The sequence below is a fragment of the Brachybacterium muris genome (assembly GCF_016907455.1).
Lineage (GTDB): Bacteria > Actinomycetota > Actinomycetes > Actinomycetales > Dermabacteraceae > Brachybacterium > Brachybacterium muris.
The window spans coordinates 786127-805841 of sequence record NZ_JAFBCB010000001.1 but is presented as its reverse complement, the minus strand read 5'-3'; the positions used below and the strand labels follow the sequence as shown (position 1 = coordinate 805841).

Here is a 19715-nt window from a genome sequence, read left to right as displayed (position 1 = left end):
CCGATCGTGCCGACGGGGGCCAGTAGCCGCCGCGGTGGGGACCACTGGCTCCCGCCGGCATCGGGTCACTGGGGCAGTGCGGTGTGTTCTCGCATGTTCCTGTCGCCGGTGTCGATCCAGATTGTGTTGTGCACGATGCGGTCCATGATCGCATCGGCGTGGACTGCTCCACCGAGCCGGGCGTGCCAGTCCTTCTTCGGGTACTGGGTGCAGAACACGGTCGAGCCGGTGTCATAGCGGCGCTCGAGCAGTTCCAGCAGCATCGAACGCATTCCCTCGTCAGGATGGTCCAGCAGCCACTCGTCGATCACCAGCAGCGAGAACGTGGAGTACTTCCGCAGGAACTTCGTCTGGCCCTGCGGCTTGTCCTTTGCCAGGGCCCAGGCCTCTTCGAGGTCGGGCATTCGGATGTAGTGGGCTCGGAGCCGGTGCTGGCAGGCCTGCTTCGCCAGCGCGCAGCCGAGGTAGGACTTCCCTGAGCCGGTGAAGCCCTGGAAGACCACGTTCTGTTGCCGCTGGATGAAGGAGCAGGTTGCCAGTTGCGCGATCACGTTCCGGTTCAGTCCCCGTTCCTCGACCAGATCCAGCCGCCGCAGGTCCGCTCCGGGATAACGCAGCCCCGCCCGGCGGATCAGACCCTCGACCTTTCCATGATTGAAGATGGAATGCGCCTCGTCCACGATCAGCTGGAGCCGTTCCTGGAACGACATCCCCAGCACGTGAGCCTCATCCTGGGCATCGATCGCGTCCAGCAGCGCGGTCGCGCCCATCTCGCGCAGCTTCCGCTTCGTGTCGTTATCGATCACGCTCACCGGACACCTCCGGCGTAGTAGTCGGCGCCACGGACGTATCCGCCGTCTTCCGCGGGTTCCTCGCGGGGTGGACGCAGGGCGGCGACCTTGTCCTGCCCGGTGGCCAAGATCGGGTGCAGATGCGCATAGCGCGGTGAACGGACCCGTCCCGTCAGCGCGAGTGCGCAGGCCGCCTCGACCCGATCTACGGAGAAGCGGCGAGAGAGCCGTAGCACCGCCAACGCGGGATCCAGGCCCTGTTCCACGATCGGCACGGACTCGAAGATCCGCTGGATCACGATCACCGTGGCCGGCCCGACCCGATCTGCCCACGCCCGCACCCTCTGCGCGTCCCAGGCCTGGAAACGCTCGCCCGCAGGTAGGTCCGCGTCGTTGGTGCGGTACTCATTGCTCGCGGTCTCCGGGAGCAGCAGGTGACTGGTCAGTCGCTGGCTGCCCTGATAGATCTCCAGCGTCCGGGCCGTGATGCGCAGATCGACCTTCGCGCCGATGTGCGCGAACGGCGCGGAGTAGAAGTTCCGCGCGAACGTGACGTGCCCGTTCCTGCCCACTCGTCGTCCGTAGTGCCATGTCGAGATCTCGTAGGGCACCGCCGGCAGCGGCGTCAGCAGCGGCCGCTCCTCCGCGTCGAACACGCTGGCGCGGGATCCGGGCCGCTTCTGGAACGGCTCCGCGTTATAGGCCTCCATCCGCTGCCCGATGGCGGCTGCAAGTTCGGGCAGGGACGTGAATCGCTGATCCCGCAGCCCGGCGATGACCCAGGTCGCGACGTGCGCGACGGTGTTCTCCACGCTCGCCTTGTCTTTCGGTTTCCGCACCCTCCCCGGGAGCACCGCCGCCGAGTAATGCGCTGCCATCTCGCGATACGCATCGTTCAGGACGATCTCGCCCTCGCGGGGGTGCTTCACCACACCGGTCTTGAGGTTGTCCGGAACGATCCTCGGGACCGTCCCGCCCAGCGCCTCGAACATCGCTACGTGCGCTCGCAGCCAGGACTCCTGGCGCATATCCAGCGCCGGGAAGCAGAACGCGTAACGAGAAAAAGGCAGGCAGGCAACGAACAAGAACACCTTCGAGACCTCGCCGGTGACCGGATCGGCCAGCTCCATCGTGGGGCCGGACCAGTCGACCTCCACGCTCTGGCCGGCCTTGTGACCGACTCTCGAAGCGGCACCGGTGACCATGACGTGGTGCTGGTAGGTGCGGCAAAACCGGTCATACCCCATCGCCGGATCCCCAGCCGCCGTGGTCGCGTCGAAGTACTCGCCGTGCAACAGCTTCAGCGTCACGCCGACCCTGGCCATCTCTCGATGGACCTGTTCCCAGTCCGGCTGTGCGAACACGCTCTCGTGCTCGCCCCGGCCCGGGAACAACCGGGCATACACCTGCTCATCGGCGACGTCCGCGATATCGCCCCACCCGATCCCTGCAGCGTCAGCGGCCTCGAACACCGCCCTCACGGACTTGCGGGACATGCCCTGCGAGGACGAAATCGCTCGCCCCGACAGACCTTCTGCGCGCAGCTGGAGCACCAGCTTCGCCCTGATCTTCCGTACCATTCCAGATTGCTCCTTCCGCCGCGTGCCCTATACACACGGCGGAAGGAGCGTAGACAGAGCGGCCCCAACGACACCACTGGTGGTCCCGAACGACGCCACCGCTACGGCAGCGACGTGGCACCCGAACCCTCGATCAGCGGACCCCAGCGAGGCGAATATTCAGTAGCGGGTGTTGATCGGCACCAGCTCGTTGCGCAGCGCGTCGTCCGGAGCGTGGAGGGACACGGCGAGGGTCACGGGGATCTTCTCGGCGATCAGCTTGCGGACCGCGGGGGCCAGGCCCACCGTGGAGACGGTGATGTGGCGGGCACCGATGCCGAAGCCCTCGGGAGCAGGAGCGTTCAGACGACGGCAGGTGGTGGCCACGGGCCGGTAGTTCGCCAGCGGCTCCCCCATCCCCATGAACACGATGTTGGAGACGCGCCCACCGCCACCGGGGATCTCTCCGTCCTTCAGCATCCGGTTCGCGATCCGCACCTGCTCGATGATCTCGGCGGCGGAGAGGTTGCGGGTCAGGCCCATCTGGCCGGTGGCGCAGAAGGGGCAGTTCATCCCGCAGCCTGCCTCGGAGGAGATGCACAGGGTGATGCGGTCCGCGTAGCGCATCACCACCGACTCCACCATCGAGCCGTCGAACAGACGCCACAGCATCTTCTGGGTGGCGCCGTGGTCGGCGGACTGGCGGGAGACGGGCGTGAGCAGGGTGGGGAAGAACCGCTCGACCAGTTCGTCCCGTCGGTCCTGGGGCAGGTCGGTCATCTGCGCGGGATCGGTGGTGTAGTGCTCGAAGTAGTGCACCGACAGCTGCTTGGCGCGGAAGCCGGGCAGGCCCATCTCCTTCACGGCCTCGATGCGCTCGTCGAGGGTGAGGTCGGCCAGGTGGGCCGGCGGCTTGCCGCGGCGCGCCGGGCGCAGCTGCAGCTGGCCGGGGGCGAGCGCCACCTTCTGACCCGGGATCGCCTCGCGGGACAGATCGGGGGTGGTGGTGGGTGCGCCCTGGGTGGCGTCGGGAGCAGCGGGTGTCTCGGGTGTCTGGGGTGTCATGGCAGCAGGATCTCCAGCATGATGTAGGTGGTCGGTGCGGCCAGCAGGATGGAGTCGAGCCTGTCCATCATGCCGCCGTGACCGGGCAGAAGGTGCCCCATGTCCTTGATGCGCAGATCGCGCTTGAGCAGTGACTCGGCGAGGTCGCCGCCGGTGGAGACCAGCACCAGCACCACACCGAGCACCGCTCCGATCCACCAGGGGGCATCGATCGCGGTGACGGTGACGATGATGGCGGCGGCCACGCCGGCCACCAGGGATCCGGCGAACCCTTCCCAGCTCTTCTTGGGGCTGATGCTCGGGGCCATGGGGTGCGAGCCGAACAGCACCCCGGCCACGTAGCCACCGATGTCGTTCGCCACCGGCACCAGCACGGCCAGCAGCACCAGCCACGGCCCCTCCTCCCTCGAGAACAGCAGCAGGATGAAGCAGCCCAGGAACGGCACCCAGGCCAGGGTGAACACCCCGCCTGTCACGTCACGCAGGGCGGTCAGGCCCATGGAGTCGGAGACCCGCCACAGGATCAGCACGCACACGGCGGCCGCGGTGGCGATCACCAGGCCGTTCACACCGTGGGTGACGGTGGAGACCACCATGCCGATCACGCCCACCAGCAAGGGGACCGCAGGCACCCGCAGTCCCCCGTGCGACAGGGCCCGGGTCAGCTCCAGCACTCCAAGGCACAGGGCGATCGCGACCACCACGGGGAAGGCCTGGGGCAGGACGAACACGGCGCCCAGCAGGAGACCTCCCAGAGCGGCCCCCACCGCGATCGCGGCGGGGAGGTTCCGGCCCGGTCCGCGCCTCTTGGCGTGCTGGACAGGGGCATCGGTCGACGCCGACGGGGCCGCCTCGAGTGTGGTCGAGGCGGCCTCGTGAAAGGGACCGGCGGTCACGGAGCGCAGCGGGGCAGCAGCAGGACCACCGTCAGATGGTCTCGAGCTCGGTCTCCTTGGCGGCCAGCGCCTGGTCCACCTGCTCCACGTACTTCTTGGTCAACGCGTCCAGGTCCTTCTCCGAGCGCACGCCCTCGTCCTCGCCCACCAGCTTGTCCTTGACCAGCTTCTCGAGCGCCTTCTTGGCGTTGCCGCGGGTACCGCGCACGGAGACGCGGCCGTCCTCGGCCTTGGTGCGTGCCAGCTTCACGTACTCCTTGCGGCGCTCCTCGGTCAGGGCCGGGAGCACGATGCGCAGGTTGTCGCCGTTGTTGGTGGGGTTCACGCCCAGGTCGGACTCGCGCAGGGCGGTCTCCACCGCTGCAGTGGCGGTCTTGTCGTAGGGGGTGACGATCACGGTGCGGGCCTCGGGGAACTGCAGCGACGCCAGCTGGTTCAGCGGGGTGGGGGCGCCGTAGTACTCCACGGTGATCCCCTGGAACATCGCGGCGTTGGCGCGGCCCGTGCGGATGGAGGTGAACTCCTCCTTGGTGACCTCGACGGACTTGGCCATCTTCTTCTCGGCGTCCTTCAGGATGCTTGCGATGTCGTCGCTCACGGTGTGCTCCTCGAATCGTTGTGGGGTGGTGCGTCCATTGTCCCGCACGTGCAGGTGGGCCGCTGGCAGATCGATGGGGGTGGAAGATCGGGCAGGTCCGGCCGGTCGGGGCCGGGAGCGCTGCGGCGTCAGTCGCCGGTGACGACAGTGCCGATGCGGTCACCGCGCAGGGCCCGGGTGATGTTGCCCGGCTCGTCCAGCCCGAACACCATCATCGACTGGCTGTTGTCCATGCAGAGGCTGAATGCGGTGGCATCGACCACCTTCAGGCCGCGTTGGAGGGCCTCGTTGTAGGTGACGGCCTCGAGACGCTCGGCAGTGGGGTCGGTGCGGGGGTCGGCGGTGTACACGCCGTCCACGCCGTTCTTGGCCATCAGCACTTCCTCACAGCCGATCTCCAGTGCGCGCTGCACGGCCACGGTGTCGGTGGAGAAGTAGGGCATCCCGGCGCCGGCGCCGAAGATCACCACGCGCCCCTTCTCGAGGTGCCGCACGGCACGCAGCGGGATGTACGGCTCGGCGACCTGTCCCATCTCGATGGCGGTCTGCACGCGGGTGCTGACCCCGCGCTGCTCCAGGAAGTCCTGCAGTGCCAGGCAGTTCATGACGGTGCCCAGCATGCCCATGTAGTCGGCGCGGCGGCGGTCCATGCCGCGCTGGGACAGCTCCGCACCGCGGAAGAAGTTGCCGCCGCCCACCACGATGGCGCACTGGACGCCCTGGGCGACGCCCTCGGCGATCTCGGCGGCGATGCGGGAGACGACATCGGGATCGACGCCGACGGCGCCGCCGCCGAACGCCTCACCGGAGAGCTTCAGCAGCACCCGGCGGCCGTCGGTGCGCCGGGGCATCACGGGGATCGGGGAGGTGATGGTCTGGGTCATGACAGTCCTTCCGCGGGCGTGGTCCTGGGCGATGATACCGGCGCGGCCCCGCACCGAGGGTGCGGGGCCGCGATCAGGTGTCCGCGCTCACGCGCGGATCCTGTGGTGACGGTCGATCAGTTGCCGACGCGGAAGCGGACGAAACCGGTGACCTTGCCACCGGCCTCCTCCACGATCTTGCCGACGGTCTGCTTGGGGTCCTTCGCGAAGCCCTGCTCCAGCAGCACGTTCTCCTTGAAGAAGCCGTTGAGGCGACCCTCGACGATCTTGGGCAGCGCCTGCTCGGGCTTGCCCTCGTTCCTCGCGGTCTCCTCGGCGATGCGACGCTCGTTCTCGACGATGTCGGCGGGGACGTCCTCGCGGGTGAGGTACTGCGGGGAGTAGGCGGCGATGTGCATGGCGACGTCGCGCGCCACCTCGGCACCGGCCTTGTCGGTGGCGACCAGCACGCCGACCTGCGGGGGCAGGTCCTTGTTGGTGCGGTGCATGTAGTCGGTGACGACCTCGCCGGAGACGCGGCCGATGCGACGGACCAGGATCTTCTCGCCCATGGTGGCGCCTGCGTTGGTGAGGGCCTCGCCGAAGGGGGTCTCGGCGAGCTCGGCCGGCTCGGTGGCGCCGGACTCGACGGCCGCGGCCACGGCCTCGTCGCCCAGGGCCACGAACTTGTCGTTCTTGGCGACGAAGTCGGTCTCGGAGTTGAGCTCGACCAGGGTGCCGGTCTGGCCGCCCTCGCTGTCGCGCACGTCGACGGCGATGAGGCCCTCGGACGCGGTGCGGCCCTCGCGCTTGGCGATGCCCTTCAGACCCTTGACGCGGATCAGCTCGACCGCCTTGGCGGAGTCGCCGTTCGCCTCGTCCAGGGCCTTCTTCACGTCGAGCATGCCCGCGCCGGTGGACTCGCGGATCGCCTTGATGTCGGCTGCCGTGTAGTTGGCCATGTTCCTCTTCCTTGTGGGAGATGCTTGCGGGGGTGGGGCGGCCTGGCCGCCCCGGGGTGGCCCGGGGAGCGGCGTGCGCTCCCCGGGCCCCGTGATCACTCGGCCGCGGGGGCCTCGGTCTTCTCAGCCTTGTCGGCGTCCTCGGTGGACTCCGTGGACTCCGCGGACTCGGTCGACTCGGTCTTCTCAGCCTTCTCGGCCTCGGAGGCCTCGTCGGCGGTGACGGTGTCCTCAGCGGACTCCTCGGCGGGCGCCTCGGTGGACTCGGAGGCCACGGACTGCTCGGCCGGGGCGTCCTTCTGCTGGACCTCGGACTGGGCGAGGAGCTCGCGCTCCCACTCGGCCAGGGGCTCGGCGTCGACGGCGGAGACGTTCTTCTCGCCGCCGGTGCTCTTGGCGTGACGCTCCTGCAGACCGGCGGCCACCGCATCGGCGACGACCCGGGTCAGCAGGGTGACGGAGCGGATCGCGTCGTCGTTGCCGGGGATCGGGTAGGTGACCTCGTCGGGATCGCAGTTGGTGTCCAGGATCGCGACGACGGGGATGTTCAGCTTCTGGGCCTCGTCGACGGCGAGGTGCTCCTTGTTGGTGTCCACGATCCACACCGCGCTGGGGGCGCGGGACATGTCGCGGATGCCACCGAGGGTGCGCTCGAGCTTGTCCTTCTCGCGGCGCATCATCAGCAGCTCCTTCTTGGTGCGGCCGGAGGAGGCCACATCGTCGAAGTCGATCTGCTCGAGCTCCTTGAGGCGGTTCACGCGGGCGGAGACGGTCTGCAGGTTGGTGAGCATGCCGCCCAGCCAGCGCTGGTTCACGAAGGGCATGCCCACGCGGGTGGCCTGCTCCTGGATGGACTCCTGCGCCTGCTTCTTGGTGCCGACGAATAGCACGGTGCCGCCGTGGGACACGGTCTGCTTGACGAAGTCGTAGGCCTTGTCGATGTAGGTCAGCGTCTGCATCAGGTCGACGATGTAGATGCCGTTGCGCTCGGTGAAGATGTGACGGCGCATCTTGGGGTTCCAGCGACGGGTCTGGTGCCCGAAGTGGACGCCGCTCTCCAGGAGCTGGCGCATGGTGACGACTGCCATGGTGGTGCCTCTTCCTCGGCCCTGGGCTCACGCGGCGCACCCGAAGGGGCGTCCGCGGTCATCGCGCAGGACCTGCATTCTCGGTTCTTCCCCCGCAGCCGGACGGCTCGGGGCCTGGTGCCCGGGTGCCGACCTCCCCCGCTTCGCCCACACGGATGCGGGAGTGCGAGGGACCGAAGATCGGCCGCCCTGGTGGGCACGCGAAGTCATCCGGACGGACCGGATGCTGACGTCAGTCTAGCCGACGCCCTCGCTCCCACGAGCGCGGGATGCGTCACCTCTTCGCGTGAGCGGGGTGGCTCTCGCACCCTCGGGGTGGGTTCCTCCCCACGATGCCGTCGTCCACAGGATCGCCGCGCAGCCCGCGGCCTGCGGGGACATCTGCCCAGGATGCCCGTATGCACTCATCACCGTCCGCCTCCCCCTGCCGATCCCTTGCCCCGGGGGCCTCTGCGCTGGCGGTGCTGTCGGTGCTCGCCTGGTTGCTGGTGATGGTGGCGTCGCCGGTGGCAGCGGACCCGGGCCAGGGGCGCTGGCGGTGGCCGATGGACCCGCCCCACCATGTGCTGCACGGCTTCGAGCAGCCGGAGCACCGCTACGCGGCGGGACATCGCGGGGTGGACATCAGCGCCCCGGGCGGGGTCGGGACACCAGTGAGGGCGGTCGAGGCCGGCACCGTGCGCTTCGCCGGTGAAGTGGCGGGCCGGGGCGTGGTCTCCGTGCTGCACGCCGACGGACTGCTGTCCACGTACGAACCCGTCGCTGCGGTGGTGGCGGCCGGCGAGCATGTCGCTGAGGGATCGCTGCTGGGCCATGTCGCACAGGTGCGGGTGGGGGCTCCCCACTGCCCGGAGGGTCCGTGCCTGCACCTGGGAGCGCGCCGTGGGGAGGACTACCTCGACCCGATGCTGCTGCTGGGCGCACGCGGGCCCAGCGTGCTGCTGCCCCTGGGCGGCAGCGGGGGCTCGGGCAGCGTCCCGGCGGGCTCCGGGCCGGGGTCGGTGCGCCCTTCGAACGCGGACAGGCCCCCGGCATCCGTCCCGGCAGCGCGTACCCCTCTGCACGGTACGCGGTGGGTTCTTGCGGACTGACTGTGCGGCCTCGGGTGCCCGGTGCGCGGAGGGCTCAGCCTCAGGCTCGGGGGTGGGCCTGCTCGACGGTGCGGCGCAGCCGCTCCGTGCTCACGTGGGTGTAGATCTGTGTGGTGGCGAGGGACGAGTGCCCCAGGAAGTCCTGGACGGTGCGGAGGTCCGCCCCGCCTTCGACCAGGTGCGTGGCGGCGCTGTGCCGCAGGGAATGGGGGCTGAGATGGCGCGGGATCCCGGCTCGGGCCGAGGCCCGTTCCAACAGGGTGCGCACGGCCCTGTCCCCCAGCCTGCCGCCCCGGACACCGAGGAAGAGGGCGTCACCAGGTCCAGAAGCCTTCCCTGCGGTCACCGAGCGCTCAGAGGATTCCCTTCCTCGCCCGTCGTCCTTGGCGAGCACGGGGCGCCCTTCGCGCTCCCAGCGGCGGATCGCCTCCAGGGCAGGTGCTCCCACCGGCACGATGCGTTCCTTGTCCCCCTTGCCGCGCACTCGGACCGTTCCCTGGGTGTGGTCGATGCCCGTGCGGTCCAGAGCGACCAGCTCGGAGACGCGAAGGCCGGAGGAGTAGAGCAGTTCGAGCACGGCCGCATCACGAAGGGCGACGGCATGGGAGGTGGGGTCATCGGGTGCGGTGCCCGGGGCGAGATCGTGGGATGCGGGCTCCTCGCTCCCGGAGGAGCCGGGCACGTCCGTACGTGCATCCGCGGTGTGCTCGGCGACGTCGAGCAGATCGGCCGTCTGCTCTGCGGAGAGGACGGTGGGCAGATGGCGGCCACGTTTGGGGGCGCGCAGACGCCCACCCACGTCATGGGGGATGCGCTCGGTCGCGGCCAGCCAGGTGGTGAAGGTGCGTGCGGCGGCAGCGGATCTGGCCAGGGTGCTGGCCGAGGCACCGGTCTCGGCGCGAGCGGCCAGCCAGGACCGCAGGGCGTTCACGTCGATCTCGTCCACCGTGATGCGTTCGGCGTGATGCAGGTGCTCGAGCAGGCTGCCGGCTTCGCGCACGTAGGCCCGCACGGTGTGCACGGACCGGCCGCGCTCCAGTTGCAGATGCTCGGTGTAGGCGTCCAGCAGCGCGCGATCGCGAGGATCCTCGATGTCCGGGCGCGGCGACGTGGTCATGCTCCTAGTCTGACCCCGCTCGGCCCGGAACGGGCAGGAAGGCTCTCCGCGGCGCGCCGGATCAGCTCTGGGTGGGCGTGACACGCGGTCAGCGCGGTCGTGCGCGTCGCACTCGCCCCTCCCGCACCTCGACCAGGCCCAGCAGCTCGAGCCGTGCAAGGGCCGAGCGCGCCTCGTCCTGCCCGATCCCGATCTCCTGGCCGATGGTGGCCACTGCGGCACTGGAACGCGGCGGGACCGCATCCAGCACCCGACGATCCGAGGAGGAGAGCAGGTCCAGCTCGTCCTGCCTGGCGTAGCGACCGTCGCCGGAGGGTTCGCCCCCGGGCAGCAGGTCCAGCACCTCGGAATGCTCGGTGACGAGCACAGCCCCCTCGTCCCGGATCAGCCGGTGGCACCCGGCGCTCGCAGCGGAGGTGATCGGTCCGGGAACGGCACCGACATGGCGGGACAGGCCGTTGGCGTGGCGCGCCGTGGACAGGGCGCCTGACCGCCAGGATGCCTCGACCACCACCACTGCCTGGGACAGAGCCGCGATCAGCCGGTTGCGGGCCAGGAATCGCCAGCGGGTGGGGGCCGTGCCGGGCGGGGCCTCGGTGACCAGCAGGTGACGCTCGCGGATCGCCTCCAGCAGGCGGGTGTTGCTGCGGGGGTACAGGGAATCCAGGCCACCGGCAAGGACCGCGATCGTCGCTCCCTGCCCGGCGGCGAGGGCTCCCCGGTGGGCGGCGGCGTCGATGCCGTAGGCACCGCCGGAGACCACGGTCCCTCCGGAGCGGGCGAAGGACGCGGCCAACGATGAGGCCGTGTCCTCCCCGTAGGGGGTGGAGGCACGAGAACCGACCATCGCGACCGACCTGCTGCCGACCAGTTCGGCGAGGTCCCCGGGGCCGTGCACCCACAGGCAGTGCGGGGTGGTGGCCTCCAGATCCTCCAGCTGCCGGGGCCACTGCGGGTGTTCCGGGGTGAGCACCCGGATACCGCGGGCCGCCGCATGATCGAGCACCTCCTCCACCCGGACCGTCGCGAGACGCTGCCTCCACCGGGCCAGTGCCCGCTCGGCGCGCAACCGGGGGTCCTTCCGTGCAGGGGCCGGATCCGAGTCGTCGATCGGGACCTTGCCCTTCAGGTGCCGCATCAGATCCTCGACGGTGCCGTGGCGGGCCAGGTCGAGGGCGTCCTCGCTGCCCATGGCGGCGCGGACCGCGAGAGCGGCCCCATCGGTGGGTTCGGCGATGAGGGACCACGTGATGCGGGCGGTCTCGATGGTGGAGGCGGCGGGGCCGGTCGGATGGTCGAGGGAGGTCATCGGTGGTCTCCTTCGCGGAGGGTGAGGGCAGTGCCGATGTGCTCGGCGGTGGGGCGGTCCGCGCCGTCGAGATCGGCGAGTGTCCAGGCCAGGCGCAGCACGCGGTCATGACCGCGCAGGGTGAGCCGGTCCTGGGACAGGGCGTGGTCCAGCAGCCTGCGGTCCTGTGGGGTGGGGGCGAATCGGGTGCGCAGCAGGGGGCCGGGCAGCTGGGCGTTGATGCTGAAGGAGTGGTCTGCATACCGCTCTCGCTGGCGGTCGCGGGCGGCCTGGACGCGTTCGGCGATCTGGGCGCTGGACTCTGCGGGGTCGGCATCGACCCTGTTCACGTCCACCGGCCCCACCCCGAGGCGCATGTCCACCCGGTCCAGGACCGGCCCGGACAGGCGCGTGAGGTAGCGGCGCCGTTGCTGCGGGCTGCAGGTGCAGTCCGTTCCCTTGCCCCATGCCTTGCCGCAGGGGCAGGGGTTGGCGGCCAGCACCAGTTGGAACCGTGCCGGGTAGCGCGTCACGCCGCGGGAGCGGTGCAGTGTGATGTCGCCTGTCTCCAGGGGCTCTCGAAGCGCTTCGAGCACGCGTGAGGAGAACTCCGGCGCCTCGTCCAGGAACAGCACCCCGCAGTGGGCTCGGGAGATGGCTCCCGGGCCGGCGATGCCCGCTCCCCCACCCACCACGGCGGCGGTGCTGGCGGTGTGGTGAGGGTTCTCGAAGGGCGGACGGCGACGCAGACCCTGCCGGGCGTCGAAGCGGCCGGCCACGGAGTGGATCGCCGAGACGGCCAGGGCCTCTGCGTCCTCGAGGTCGGGGAGGATGGTGGGGATGCGGGAGGCGATCATGGTCTTCCCCGCGCCGGGTGGCCCCACCATCAGCAGGTGGTGCCCGCCGGCTGCGGCGACCTCAGCGGCACGGCGTGCCTGCTGCTGGCCGATCACATCGCTGAAGTCGGCGGTGAGGGCGGGATCCGGCTGCTCCGGTTCGGGGGCGATGGCCAGGACCGGGTGCCGGGACTGCACGGCGATCTTCGCGCCCCACCGGTGCAGGACGGTGGACAGGTGGCCGGCCCCGGTGACCTCGATACCGGCGATGAGGCCGGCCTCGTCGAGGTTCTCCTCCGGCACCACGGCCCTGCGGATGCCGCTGTCGCGGGCGGCCATGAGGGCGGGCAGCACGCCGGGGATGGGGCGGATCCGCCCGTCCAGGCCCAGCTCCCCCAGGTGCACGGTGCGGGAAGGCCCCGAGGGATCGATGTCCCCTTGGGCCGCGATCACGGAGACCGCGATGGCCAGGTCGAAGCCGGAGCCGTGCTTCTGGACGAAAGCCGGGCTGAGGTTCGTGGTGATGCGGCGCTGCGCCAGGTGCACGCCGCTGCGGGCGGAGGCCGCCCTCACCCGGTCACGGGCCTGCAGGGTGGAGGAGTCGGGCAGGCCCACGACGGCGAAGGCGGGCAGGCCGTTGGAGACGTCGCTCTCCACCTCGACCAGGGTTCCCTGCAGGCCGCTGAGCCCGATCGAGAGGGTGCGTGCGTGGCCCATCAGCCCACTCCGCGCAGATGCTCGATCGCGTAGGTGCCGTCGGCATGAGCGAGCACGGCGACCACGTCGATGCGGATGTCCCGGTGCGGTGGGGACGAGTCCATCAGGTAGGTGCCCACCAGGGTGCGCAGGCGCCGCAGCTTGGTCGGGGTGACGGCGGCCTGGGGCACTCCGGTGACCAGGGTGCGGCGGGTCTTCACCTCGATGAAGGTGAGGGTGGAGCCCTCCAGCGCCACGATGTCGATCTCGCCGGTGCGCAGGTGGACGTTGCGCTCCAGCACCATGAACCCGCAGCGTTCCAGGTAGGTGGCGGCGAGCTGCTCGCCGGCGTGTCCCAGTTCTGCCGCGCTCATGCGCGAGGGGTCTGCCGGCCGATCATCGCTGGGAGGCGGCGGTGCCGCCCGGTCGCGCCGGATCGTGGGATCGGAGGTGCGGGCAGTGCGGCGGGGGCGGGTGGAGGTGTGATCGCTCATGTCCCCAGCGTTGCGAGCCTCGGATCCGGTCGCACCCGGTCACCCCGGAATGTGCACGACGTGGCCTTGGGGAGGAACCTCGATCAGGGCAGGGAGATGTCCTGCTTGTTGAGCTCCTCGATGTTGACGTCCTTGAACGTCACCACGCGCACGGATCGCACGAAGCGGTTGGAGCGGTAGATGTCCCACACCCACACGTCGGCCAGACGCAGCTCGTAGAAGACCTCTCCCCCGGCGGAGCGCACCTGCAGGTCGACCTGGTTGGCGAGGTAGAAGCGGCGCTCCGTCTCCACCACATAGGTGAACAGGCTCACCACGTCGCGGTACTCGCGGAAGAGCTGAAGCTCGAGGTCGGACTCGTAGTTCTCGAGATCCTGCACGTTCACCGGCGCTCCTTCCCGGGCTGCGGGCTCGACTGGTCGTCCCACAGTACGCCAGGAAGCACCGGTTCCCTGCCCCCGAGGTTCCAGCTGCGCCGGTGCTGATCGCTGGGGCCGTGCTCGAGGATCGCGGTGCGGTGCGTGGCCGAGCCGTACCCCTTGTTCGCTGCCCATCCGTAGGCGGGGGCGACAGCGTCCAGTTCCTGCATCCGCCGGTCGCGGGCCACCTTGGCGATGATGCTGGCGGCGGCGGTGCTGGCGCAGTCCCGGTCCGCCTTCACCCGCAGCTCGACTCTGGGGCACCTGCCGGGGCGGCGGGAGAGGTCAGGGGTGAGGACATCCACGGAGCCGTCCAGGATGATCGCATCGGCTGCGACCTCGAGGGCGTCGATCGCTCGCAGCGCGGCCAGCGTGAGGGCGCGCATGATGCCCAGTTCATCGATCTCGGCAGGTTCGGACCAGCCCACGGCGGTGCTGCGAGCAGCGGATCGGATCGGCTCGACCAGCTGTTCCCGCCGGCGGGCGGTGAGTGCCTTGGAGTCACGCACCCCGTCGGGAAGTGCGAGGGCGCGACCCTCGACGACCTCGATCGCACAGGCGCCGACGGCGACGGGACCGGCCAATGCTCCGCGGCCCACCTCGTCGATGCCCACCACGATCCGGGGCCCCGGACCGCACCGGGTAGCCAGAGCGAGCTCGAGATCCAGCGTGGGGACGGCGCGCGTGAGGCTGGGTGCGGTCACGGCTTCTCGGGCACGTCGGCGAAGGCCTCGTCGCCCCCGCCCAGGCCGGACCACCGGCTCGCAGGCCAGAAGACGACCTCGGCGCGGCCGGTGATGTCGGACTCGGCCACGAAGCCGTCGCCGCCATGGGTGTGATGCCAGGCGGAATCCGCCGAGGCGTAACGGTTGTCGCCCATCACCCACACCTTGCCGGACGGCACGGTGACGTCGAAGGCCGTCTGGCAGGCCGAGGTCTCGGGGTTGATGTACGGCTCGTCGACCTGGACCCCGTTGACCTGCAGCGCAGACCCTTCGCTCTCGCACACCACACGATCGCCGGGCATCCCGACCAGGCGCTTGACCAGGTGGTCCTGTGAAGGATCCGGAGCCAGGCCCACTAGGCTCAGCACCATCATCAGTCGCACCCGCGGGGTGGGGTTCTCGGTGGCGTCGCCGGGGATCCACTCCCCCGGGTCCTCGAAGACGATCACGTCACCGCGCTCGAGATCGAACACGCCCGGGGACAGCTTGGAGACCAGGATCTTGTCGTCCTGCAGCAGGGTGGGGTTCATCGACGCCGAGGGGATGAAGAACGGCTGGATCAGGAAGGTCTTCACCAGCACCGCGATCACCAGCGCCACGACCATCGTGAGCACCGTGTCCAGCCACAGCGGGAGGCGCTGCTTGCTCGCTCCGCGTCGGCGGCCCGTCGTAGCGGTGGTCCGAGGATCATCCGCACGGACAGCCTGTTCCGGATCGGAGGTGTGTTCCGGACCGGAGGTCGTCGGTTCAGCGTCCGCCGAGGCGACATCGGGGTGGTCGTCGCCGCGCAGGGTGCGGCCGTTCTGGGGCACTGCGCTGCTGGGCGGGACGGACTGGTTCATCGCGGTGATCCTATCGACCCTTCCTGGTCATCGGACGGCTCCGGCGCGCGTGAGAGGCCACACGATCCGGTCCACCGTTCCCACCACGCGATCCACCGGGACCATGCCGCCGCCGGGTGCACCGAGCATGGAGCGCGAATCGGTGGAGTCATCGCGGTTGTCACCGAGCACGAACATGCGTCCCTCGGGGACGCGCAGGTCGAACTCGATCGAGCTGGGTTCGGTGCCCGGCGCCAGGTAGGGCTCCTCGAGCACCTGCCCATCGATCGTGATGGCACCGTCATCGGTGCAGCAGGTGACGCGGTCACCGCCCACGGCGACCACCCGCTTGACCCAGTAGCGCCCACTGCCCGAGCCGGAGGGGGCGAAGTAGCCGGAGCCGTCGAACACCACCAGATCGCCGCGCCGAGCAGTGCCGCGGTCCGCACGGTCGGCGAGGATCACATCGCCCGCCTGCAGCACCGGTTCCATCGAGGCCGACGGCACCCGGAACGGCTGGACCACGAACTGACGCACCGCCACGGCGGCCAACAGCAGCACCACGACGCAGACGGCGGCGACCACCACGAGGGATGGTCGCCGCCGTCCGGAAGCCACAGGGCTGTCCACGCGTGGCGTGTCAGGCGCTGATCAGGAGTGGTCGCGCTTCTCGCGGATGCGGGCCTTCTTGCCGGTCAGGCCGCGCAGGTAGTACAGCTTGGCGCGACGCACGTCACCGCGGGTGACGATCTCGATCTTGTCGATGGTGGGGGCGTGCACGGGGAACACGCGCTCCACGCCGACGCCGAAGGAGATCTTGCGGACGCGGAAGGTCTCACCCACGCCGTGGCCCTGGCGGGCGATGACGTGGCCCTGGAAGACCTGGATACGGGAGCGGTTGCCCTCGATGACCTTCACGTGCACCTTCACGTTGTCACCGGGACGGAACGCGGGGATGTCCTCGCGCAGGGATGCCTTGTCGAGCTCGTCGAGCTTCTGCATGTTCTCTCTCCAGCTCTCCGCCTCAGGTCGGACAGCGTGTTCGTTCGGCCCCGCGTGGGGCCGGTCATGAACCGTCGATCCGGCGAGGAGCGAGCTCCTCGTGCCGGTGTGCTGGGCCTCTGGCGGCGACTCCCATCGCCACGGACCTGCCCGGCCGCGTCATGCGCCCCTCCCCTGAGGCAGAGGGGCGCGCGGCATGCACAGCCGCTCATTCTGCCAGCGCTGCACGCGTCACGGCAAGCCCTTCGGTCGGCGGATCCGCTGGTCACGCGGCTTCGCCGGTGTCGGATCCGTCACGCGGCGGGCGCGCTCAGGCCAGCAGGTCCGGTCGACGCTGCTGTGTGCGCAGCTGCGACTGCTCGCGCCGCCAGGCGGCGATGCGCCCGTGGTCCCCGGACAGCAGGATCTCGGGAGCCTCCCGCACGGTGCCGGCCGGGTCCGTCCAGCGCGCCGGCCGGGTGTATAGCGGGTATTCCAGCATCCCGTCGGAGTGGGATTCCTCGACCAGGGACTCGGCATTGCCCACCACTCCCGGGACCAGGCGCACCACGGCCTCGGTGATCGCGAGCACCGCGACCTCGCCGCCGTTGAGCACGTAGTCCCCCAGCGAGGCCAAGGCCACCTCGTAGCCCTCGTCGGCCAGATGCTCGTACACCCGTTCGTCGATGCCCTCGTAGCGGCCGCAGGCGAACACGATCCATTCGCGCTCCGACCATTCCCGGGCGGTGGCCTGCGTGAAGGGGACACCTGCAGGATTGGGGAACACGATCAGCGGCTGGGCGTCGGCACCCAGCTGCGCCCTGCCCTGCTCACGCACGGCAGCGAAGGCCTCGGCCCATGGCTCCGGCTTCATCACCATGCCGGCGCCACCGCCCAGCGGGGTGTCGTCCACGGTGCGGTGGCGGTCATGGGTCCAGTCCCGCAGGTGATGCAGGTGCAGGTCCAGCAGGCCCTCGCGGCGGGCCTTGCCGATCAGGGACAGCTCCAGTGGCGCCAGGTACTCCGGAAAGATGGTCAGGACGTCGATGCGCACGCGCCCTCAGCGCTCCTCGTCGGCGATGTCGCCCTCGTCCGGGAGGTCCTCGAACAGGCCACCGGGGGGATCGGCGAGGATCTCGCCGCGCTCCAGGTCGATCTCGGGGACCAGCTGCTCCACCAGCGGCAGCTGCACGCGACGGCCGTCCGGGGTGCGCACCAGCAGCAGGTCCTGCGCCGGGTAGTGCTGGAGTCCCGTGACCACGCCCAGCTCACGGCCGTCGACGTGCCGCACTGGGAGGCCCTCCAGTTGGGAGGCGTACCAGGCGTCGGGGTCCTCCTCGCTCTCCTGTTCGGCATCCAGCTCCAGGGAGAGCTCGACGCCGCGCAGGGACTCGGCGGCAGTGCGGTCCGGGATCTCCTCGAAGCGCGCGTACCAGCGGTCCTGCTGGGTGCGGGTGGAGACCAGGGTGAGCTGCCGCGGCAGGGGCCCGGGGGCGACACCGGTTCCCTGAGGCTTCCCGGGGGCGACGTCGAACACGGTGCCGCTCAGCAGTCGCTCCGCCGGCTGATCGGTGCGCAGGTTCAGCGCCACCTCGCCGCGCAGCCCGTGCGCCTTGCCGATGGTCGCCACGATCACCTCGAAGCGGGTCATACCAGTCCTCCGTCGTCGTCATCGGTGGGTTCGTCGTCCAGTTCGCCGCTGTCCGGGGAGTCGTACCCGGCGGCGTCGCAGGCCGCGCCGAGTTCATCGAGCGGTCCGCTGAGCCCCTCGGACCACATGTCACCTTCGAGGGCCTGCTGGAACGGGGCCCGCACCTGTTCCAGGCCGGAGCGCACCGCATCGTCGTCGACCCGGTCGATCTCCCTGGTCAGGAGGTCGGCTGTGGCCTGGACGTCGTCGAGGCGGTCCCCGGGAACCTGTTGGGCACTGAGGCCCACCAGCTTGAACATGTTCGAGGTCAGCACGTTGGCGTTGCGGAAGTGGGTGAGGGTGCCGGGGGTGTCGAAGACATCAGCGCACACCAGGGATGCGGGCTTGGGTGCGTCCTGGCCCGGCTGGGCGGCGAAGGCTGCCGCGGCAGAGACCTCCGCGCATTCCGAGGCCACGCCCTGCCAGGCAGTCCGGAAGGACTCCAGGTCGGCGTCCTGGCCCTGCTCGGGCTGGGTGCGGAACCACTCGGCCAGTCCGGTCGCCGCGGTGCGCGCACCCTCGGGCGCATCGACGAACGTCGCGTCGACGTCGTCGCCGGTCATCGCGTAGAAGAAGGGGTCCGACGGGCCGACCTCGGGGGCGGTGGCGGCTCGGTCCAGCACCACGCGCGACAGGGGCGCGGTGTAGTCGGGGTCGCCCCAGAACTCGCCGCAGGCAGCCGCCAGAGCGGGATCTGCGGAGGCGGCAGGGCTGGTCGTCGTGCCTGCGCCGGTATCTGCCGTGGTCGTGGCCTCGGGGTCCTTCCCCGGACCCGTCCCGGTCCCGGTGCAGGCGGCCAGCAGCACAGCCGCAGCCGCGGTCACCAGGGTGCGGGTACGCCGAGAGCGGCACTGCCGCGCAGTGCCGCTCTCGGGATGTTCGATGCTGCCAGGCACCTCAGCGCCGGTCGACGTCGACGATGTCGACCCGCACGTCGTCGTCGGACAGGGCCGCGGTGACCGTGCGCAGGGCACGGGCGGTGCGGCCGGAGCGACCGATCACGCGGCCGAGGTCGGCGGGGCTGACCCGCACCTCGAGCAGCGGGCCGCGGCGGGTCGACTTCTCCGTGACGCGCACAGCGTCAGGATCGTCCACGATGCCGCGGACCAGGTGGTCCAGAGCTTCGGCGCGAGCGCTCATCTCAGGCCTCGTCGGAGGTCTGCGCCTCGGCGTCCTCAGTGGACTCGCCCTCGGCGGTGGACTCCGAACCCGGCTCCGCCTCAGCAGCGGTCTCCTCGGACTTGGTGGACTCGTCGGACTCTGCAGGCACGTCGCCCTCCTCGGACTCGTTCTCGGCCTTGGACTTCTTGGCGCCCTCGCGGGACTCCGCGGCGGCCTTGTCGGCCTCGGCGATGAGCTCCTCGGCGGACTTCTTCTCCTCGGCGGTCTTCAGGGAGCCGGCGGAGTCGCCCTCACCCTTGAACTTCTGCCAGTCACCGGTGACCTTCAGCAGCGCGGCGACCTGCTCGGTGGGCTGTGCGCCCACGCTGAGCCAGTACTGGGCGCGCTCGGAGATGATCTCGATGACCGAGGGGTCCTCGGTGGGGTGGTACTTGCCGATCTCCTCGATCACGGCGCCATCGCGCTTCTTGCGCGAATCGGCCACGACGACGCGGTAGAACGGTGCACGGATCTTGCCCATGCGCTTCAGACGGATCTTGACAGCCACGTGGGTGGACTCTCCTTCAGGATGTTCGGGTGAGTCCCGCCGCAGCCTGTGGGGTGATGCGGGCGC

General features: G+C 70.1%; 22 protein-coding genes and 1 pseudogene. 1 reads left to right on the top strand and 22 read right to left on the bottom strand.

Annotated elements, in window-relative coordinates:
• Window positions 1-65: 65 nt before the first annotated feature.
• The 8 genes and pseudogenes from JOD52_RS03760 to rpsB form a co-directional block, all read right to left on the bottom strand.
• Window positions 66-812 (bottom strand): ATP-binding protein, encoded by a 747-nt coding sequence (locus JOD52_RS03760; protein ID WP_338124028.1) that lies wholly within the window; start codon window positions 810-812, stop codon window positions 66-68.
• Window positions 809-2371 carry an IS21 family transposase gene (gene istA / locus JOD52_RS03755; RefSeq protein ID WP_204408388.1) on the bottom strand — a complete coding sequence of 521 codons (1563 nt, stop codon included), beginning with the start codon at window positions 2369-2371 and terminating at the stop codon, window positions 809-811. The genes JOD52_RS03760 and istA overlap by 4 nt, the downstream gene beginning before the upstream one ends.
• A 162-nt stretch (window positions 2372-2533) precedes the next feature.
• Window positions 2534-3415, bottom strand: a pseudogene (gene rlmN / locus JOD52_RS03750) (23S rRNA (adenine(2503)-C(2))-methyltransferase RlmN); the annotation flags it as partial.
• The gene (locus JOD52_RS03745; RefSeq protein WP_204408833.1) at window positions 3412-4311 is read right to left on the bottom strand and encodes a phosphatidate cytidylyltransferase; all 900 of its coding nucleotides are present in this window, start codon (window positions 4309-4311) and stop codon (window positions 3412-3414) included. The gene JOD52_RS03745 and the pseudogene rlmN, both read right to left, overlap by 4 nt.
• A 31-nt stretch (window positions 4312-4342) precedes the next feature.
• Complete coding sequence (gene frr / locus JOD52_RS03740) at window positions 4343-4909, bottom strand: ribosome recycling factor (protein WP_017822798.1); 567 nt, start codon at window positions 4907-4909, stop codon at window positions 4343-4345.
• A gap of 128 nt (window positions 4910-5037) precedes the next feature.
• Window positions 5038-5793: a UMP kinase gene (pyrH, locus tag JOD52_RS03735; protein ID WP_017822799.1), complete on the bottom strand. Its 756-nt coding sequence runs from the start codon at window positions 5791-5793 to the stop codon at window positions 5038-5040.
• A gap of 116 nt (window positions 5794-5909) precedes the next feature.
• A complete protein-coding gene (tsf, locus tag JOD52_RS03730) occupies window positions 5910-6734 on the bottom strand; it encodes a translation elongation factor Ts (RefSeq protein WP_204408832.1) in 825 nt (274 codons plus the stop codon).
• A 95-nt stretch (window positions 6735-6829) separates the two neighbouring features.
• The gene (rpsB, locus tag JOD52_RS03725; protein WP_204408831.1) at window positions 6830-7822 is read right to left on the bottom strand and encodes a 30S ribosomal protein S2; all 993 of its coding nucleotides are present in this window, start codon (window positions 7820-7822) and stop codon (window positions 6830-6832) included.
• A 506-nt stretch (window positions 7823-8328) separates the two neighbouring features.
• Between rpsB and JOD52_RS03720 the strand changes: the two genes are divergently transcribed.
• Window positions 8329-8913, top strand: coding sequence for a peptidoglycan DD-metalloendopeptidase family protein (locus JOD52_RS03720; protein WP_083871710.1), 585 nt, complete (start codon window positions 8329-8331; stop codon window positions 8911-8913).
• 40 nt (window positions 8914-8953) lie between these two features.
• On the opposite strand, the gene JOD52_RS03715 is transcribed toward JOD52_RS03720, so the two are convergent.
• From JOD52_RS03715 to rpsP, 14 genes are all read right to left on the bottom strand, one after another.
• The gene (locus JOD52_RS03715; protein WP_204408830.1) at window positions 8954-10030 is read right to left on the bottom strand and encodes a tyrosine recombinase XerC; all 1077 of its coding nucleotides are present in this window, start codon (window positions 10028-10030) and stop codon (window positions 8954-8956) included.
• Between the two features lie 88 nt (window positions 10031-10118).
• Window positions 10119-11339 (bottom strand): DNA-processing protein DprA, encoded by a 1221-nt coding sequence (gene dprA / locus JOD52_RS03710; protein WP_204408829.1) that lies wholly within the window; start codon window positions 11337-11339, stop codon window positions 10119-10121.
• Window positions 11336-12871, bottom strand: a complete 1536-nt coding sequence (locus JOD52_RS03705) for a YifB family Mg chelatase-like AAA ATPase (RefSeq protein WP_204408828.1) — start codon at window positions 12869-12871, stop codon at window positions 11336-11338. The genes dprA and JOD52_RS03705 overlap by 4 nt, the downstream gene beginning before the upstream one ends.
• Window positions 12871-13344, bottom strand: a complete 474-nt coding sequence (locus JOD52_RS03700) for a YraN family protein (protein WP_239551766.1) — start codon at window positions 13342-13344, stop codon at window positions 12871-12873. The genes JOD52_RS03705 and JOD52_RS03700 overlap by 1 nt, the downstream gene beginning before the upstream one ends.
• Before the next feature lie 83 nt (window positions 13345-13427).
• Window positions 13428-13730, bottom strand: coding sequence for a DUF2469 domain-containing protein (locus tag JOD52_RS03695; RefSeq protein ID WP_017822807.1), 303 nt, complete (start codon window positions 13728-13730; stop codon window positions 13428-13430).
• A complete protein-coding gene (locus tag JOD52_RS03690; RefSeq protein ID WP_204408827.1) occupies window positions 13727-14467 on the bottom strand; it encodes a ribonuclease HII in 741 nt (246 codons plus the stop codon). The genes JOD52_RS03695 and JOD52_RS03690 overlap by 4 nt, the downstream gene beginning before the upstream one ends.
• The gene (gene lepB, locus JOD52_RS03685; RefSeq protein WP_204408826.1) at window positions 14464-15330 is read right to left on the bottom strand and encodes a signal peptidase I; all 867 of its coding nucleotides are present in this window, start codon (window positions 15328-15330) and stop codon (window positions 14464-14466) included. Before lepB (JOD52_RS03685) ends, JOD52_RS03690 begins: the two co-directional genes overlap by 4 nt.
• 27 nt (window positions 15331-15357) lie before the next feature.
• Complete coding sequence (gene lepB, locus JOD52_RS03680; protein WP_017822810.1) at window positions 15358-15897, bottom strand: signal peptidase I; 540 nt, start codon at window positions 15895-15897, stop codon at window positions 15358-15360.
• A 63-nt stretch (window positions 15898-15960) separates the two neighbouring features.
• A complete protein-coding gene (rplS, locus tag JOD52_RS03675; protein ID WP_204408824.1) occupies window positions 15961-16311 on the bottom strand; it encodes a 50S ribosomal protein L19 in 351 nt (116 codons plus the stop codon).
• A gap of 310 nt (window positions 16312-16621) precedes the next feature.
• Window positions 16622-17344: a tRNA (guanosine(37)-N1)-methyltransferase TrmD gene (gene trmD / locus JOD52_RS03670; protein WP_204408823.1), complete on the bottom strand. Its 723-nt coding sequence runs from the start codon at window positions 17342-17344 to the stop codon at window positions 16622-16624.
• A gap of 6 nt (window positions 17345-17350) precedes the next feature.
• Window positions 17351-17941 carry a ribosome maturation factor RimM gene (rimM, locus tag JOD52_RS03665; RefSeq protein WP_204408822.1) on the bottom strand — a complete coding sequence of 197 codons (591 nt, stop codon included), beginning with the start codon at window positions 17939-17941 and terminating at the stop codon, window positions 17351-17353.
• Window positions 17938-18804 (bottom strand): hypothetical protein, encoded by an 867-nt coding sequence (locus JOD52_RS03660; protein WP_259785429.1) that lies wholly within the window; start codon window positions 18802-18804, stop codon window positions 17938-17940. Before JOD52_RS03660 ends, rimM begins: the two co-directional genes overlap by 4 nt.
• A 73-nt stretch (window positions 18805-18877) precedes the next feature.
• Window positions 18878-19120, bottom strand: coding sequence for an RNA-binding protein (locus JOD52_RS03655; protein WP_204408821.1), 243 nt, complete (start codon window positions 19118-19120; stop codon window positions 18878-18880).
• 1 nt (window position 19121) lies between these two features.
• Window positions 19122-19649, bottom strand: a complete 528-nt coding sequence (gene rpsP / locus JOD52_RS03650) for a 30S ribosomal protein S16 (protein ID WP_017822816.1) — start codon at window positions 19647-19649, stop codon at window positions 19122-19124.
• Between the last annotated feature and the right edge of the window lie 66 nt (window positions 19650-19715).

What these genes read in the sequence shown, in the direction of transcription:
- istA (WP_204408388.1), bottom strand. Translation starts at nt 2,371, where the DNA reads ATGGTACGGAAGATCAGGGCGAAGCTGGTGCTCCAGCTGCGCGCAGAA.
- pyrH (WP_017822799.1), bottom strand. Translation starts at nt 5,793, where the DNA reads ATGACCCAGACCATCACCTCCCCGATCCCCGTGATGCCCCGGCGCACC.
- tsf (WP_204408832.1), bottom strand. Translation starts at nt 6,734, where the DNA reads ATGGCCAACTACACGGCAGCCGACATCAAGGCGATCCGCGAGTCCACC.
- rpsB (WP_204408831.1), bottom strand. Translation starts at nt 7,822, where the DNA reads ATGGCAGTCGTCACCATGCGCCAGCTCCTGGAGAGCGGCGTCCACTTC.
- JOD52_RS03715 (WP_204408830.1), bottom strand. Translation starts at nt 10,030, where the DNA reads ATGACCACGTCGCCGCGCCCGGACATCGAGGATCCTCGCGATCGCGCG.
- dprA (WP_204408829.1), bottom strand. Translation starts at nt 11,339, where the DNA reads ATGACCTCCCTCGACCATCCGACCGGCCCCGCCGCCTCCACCATCGAG.
- JOD52_RS03705 (WP_204408828.1), bottom strand. Translation starts at nt 12,871, where the DNA reads ATGGGCCACGCACGCACCCTCTCGATCGGGCTCAGCGGCCTGCAGGGA.
- JOD52_RS03700 (WP_239551766.1), bottom strand. Translation starts at nt 13,344, where the DNA reads ATGAGCGATCACACCTCCACCCGCCCCCGCCGCACTGCCCGCACCTCC.
- lepB (WP_204408826.1), bottom strand. Translation starts at nt 15,330, where the DNA reads ATGAACCAGTCCGTCCCGCCCAGCAGCGCAGTGCCCCAGAACGGCCGC.
- rplS (WP_204408824.1), bottom strand. Translation starts at nt 16,311, where the DNA reads ATGCAGAAGCTCGACGAGCTCGACAAGGCATCCCTGCGCGAGGACATC.
- rimM (WP_204408822.1), bottom strand. Translation starts at nt 17,941, where the DNA reads ATGACCCGCTTCGAGGTGATCGTGGCGACCATCGGCAAGGCGCACGGG.
- JOD52_RS03655 (WP_204408821.1), bottom strand. Translation starts at nt 19,120, where the DNA reads ATGAGCGCTCGCGCCGAAGCTCTGGACCACCTGGTCCGCGGCATCGTG.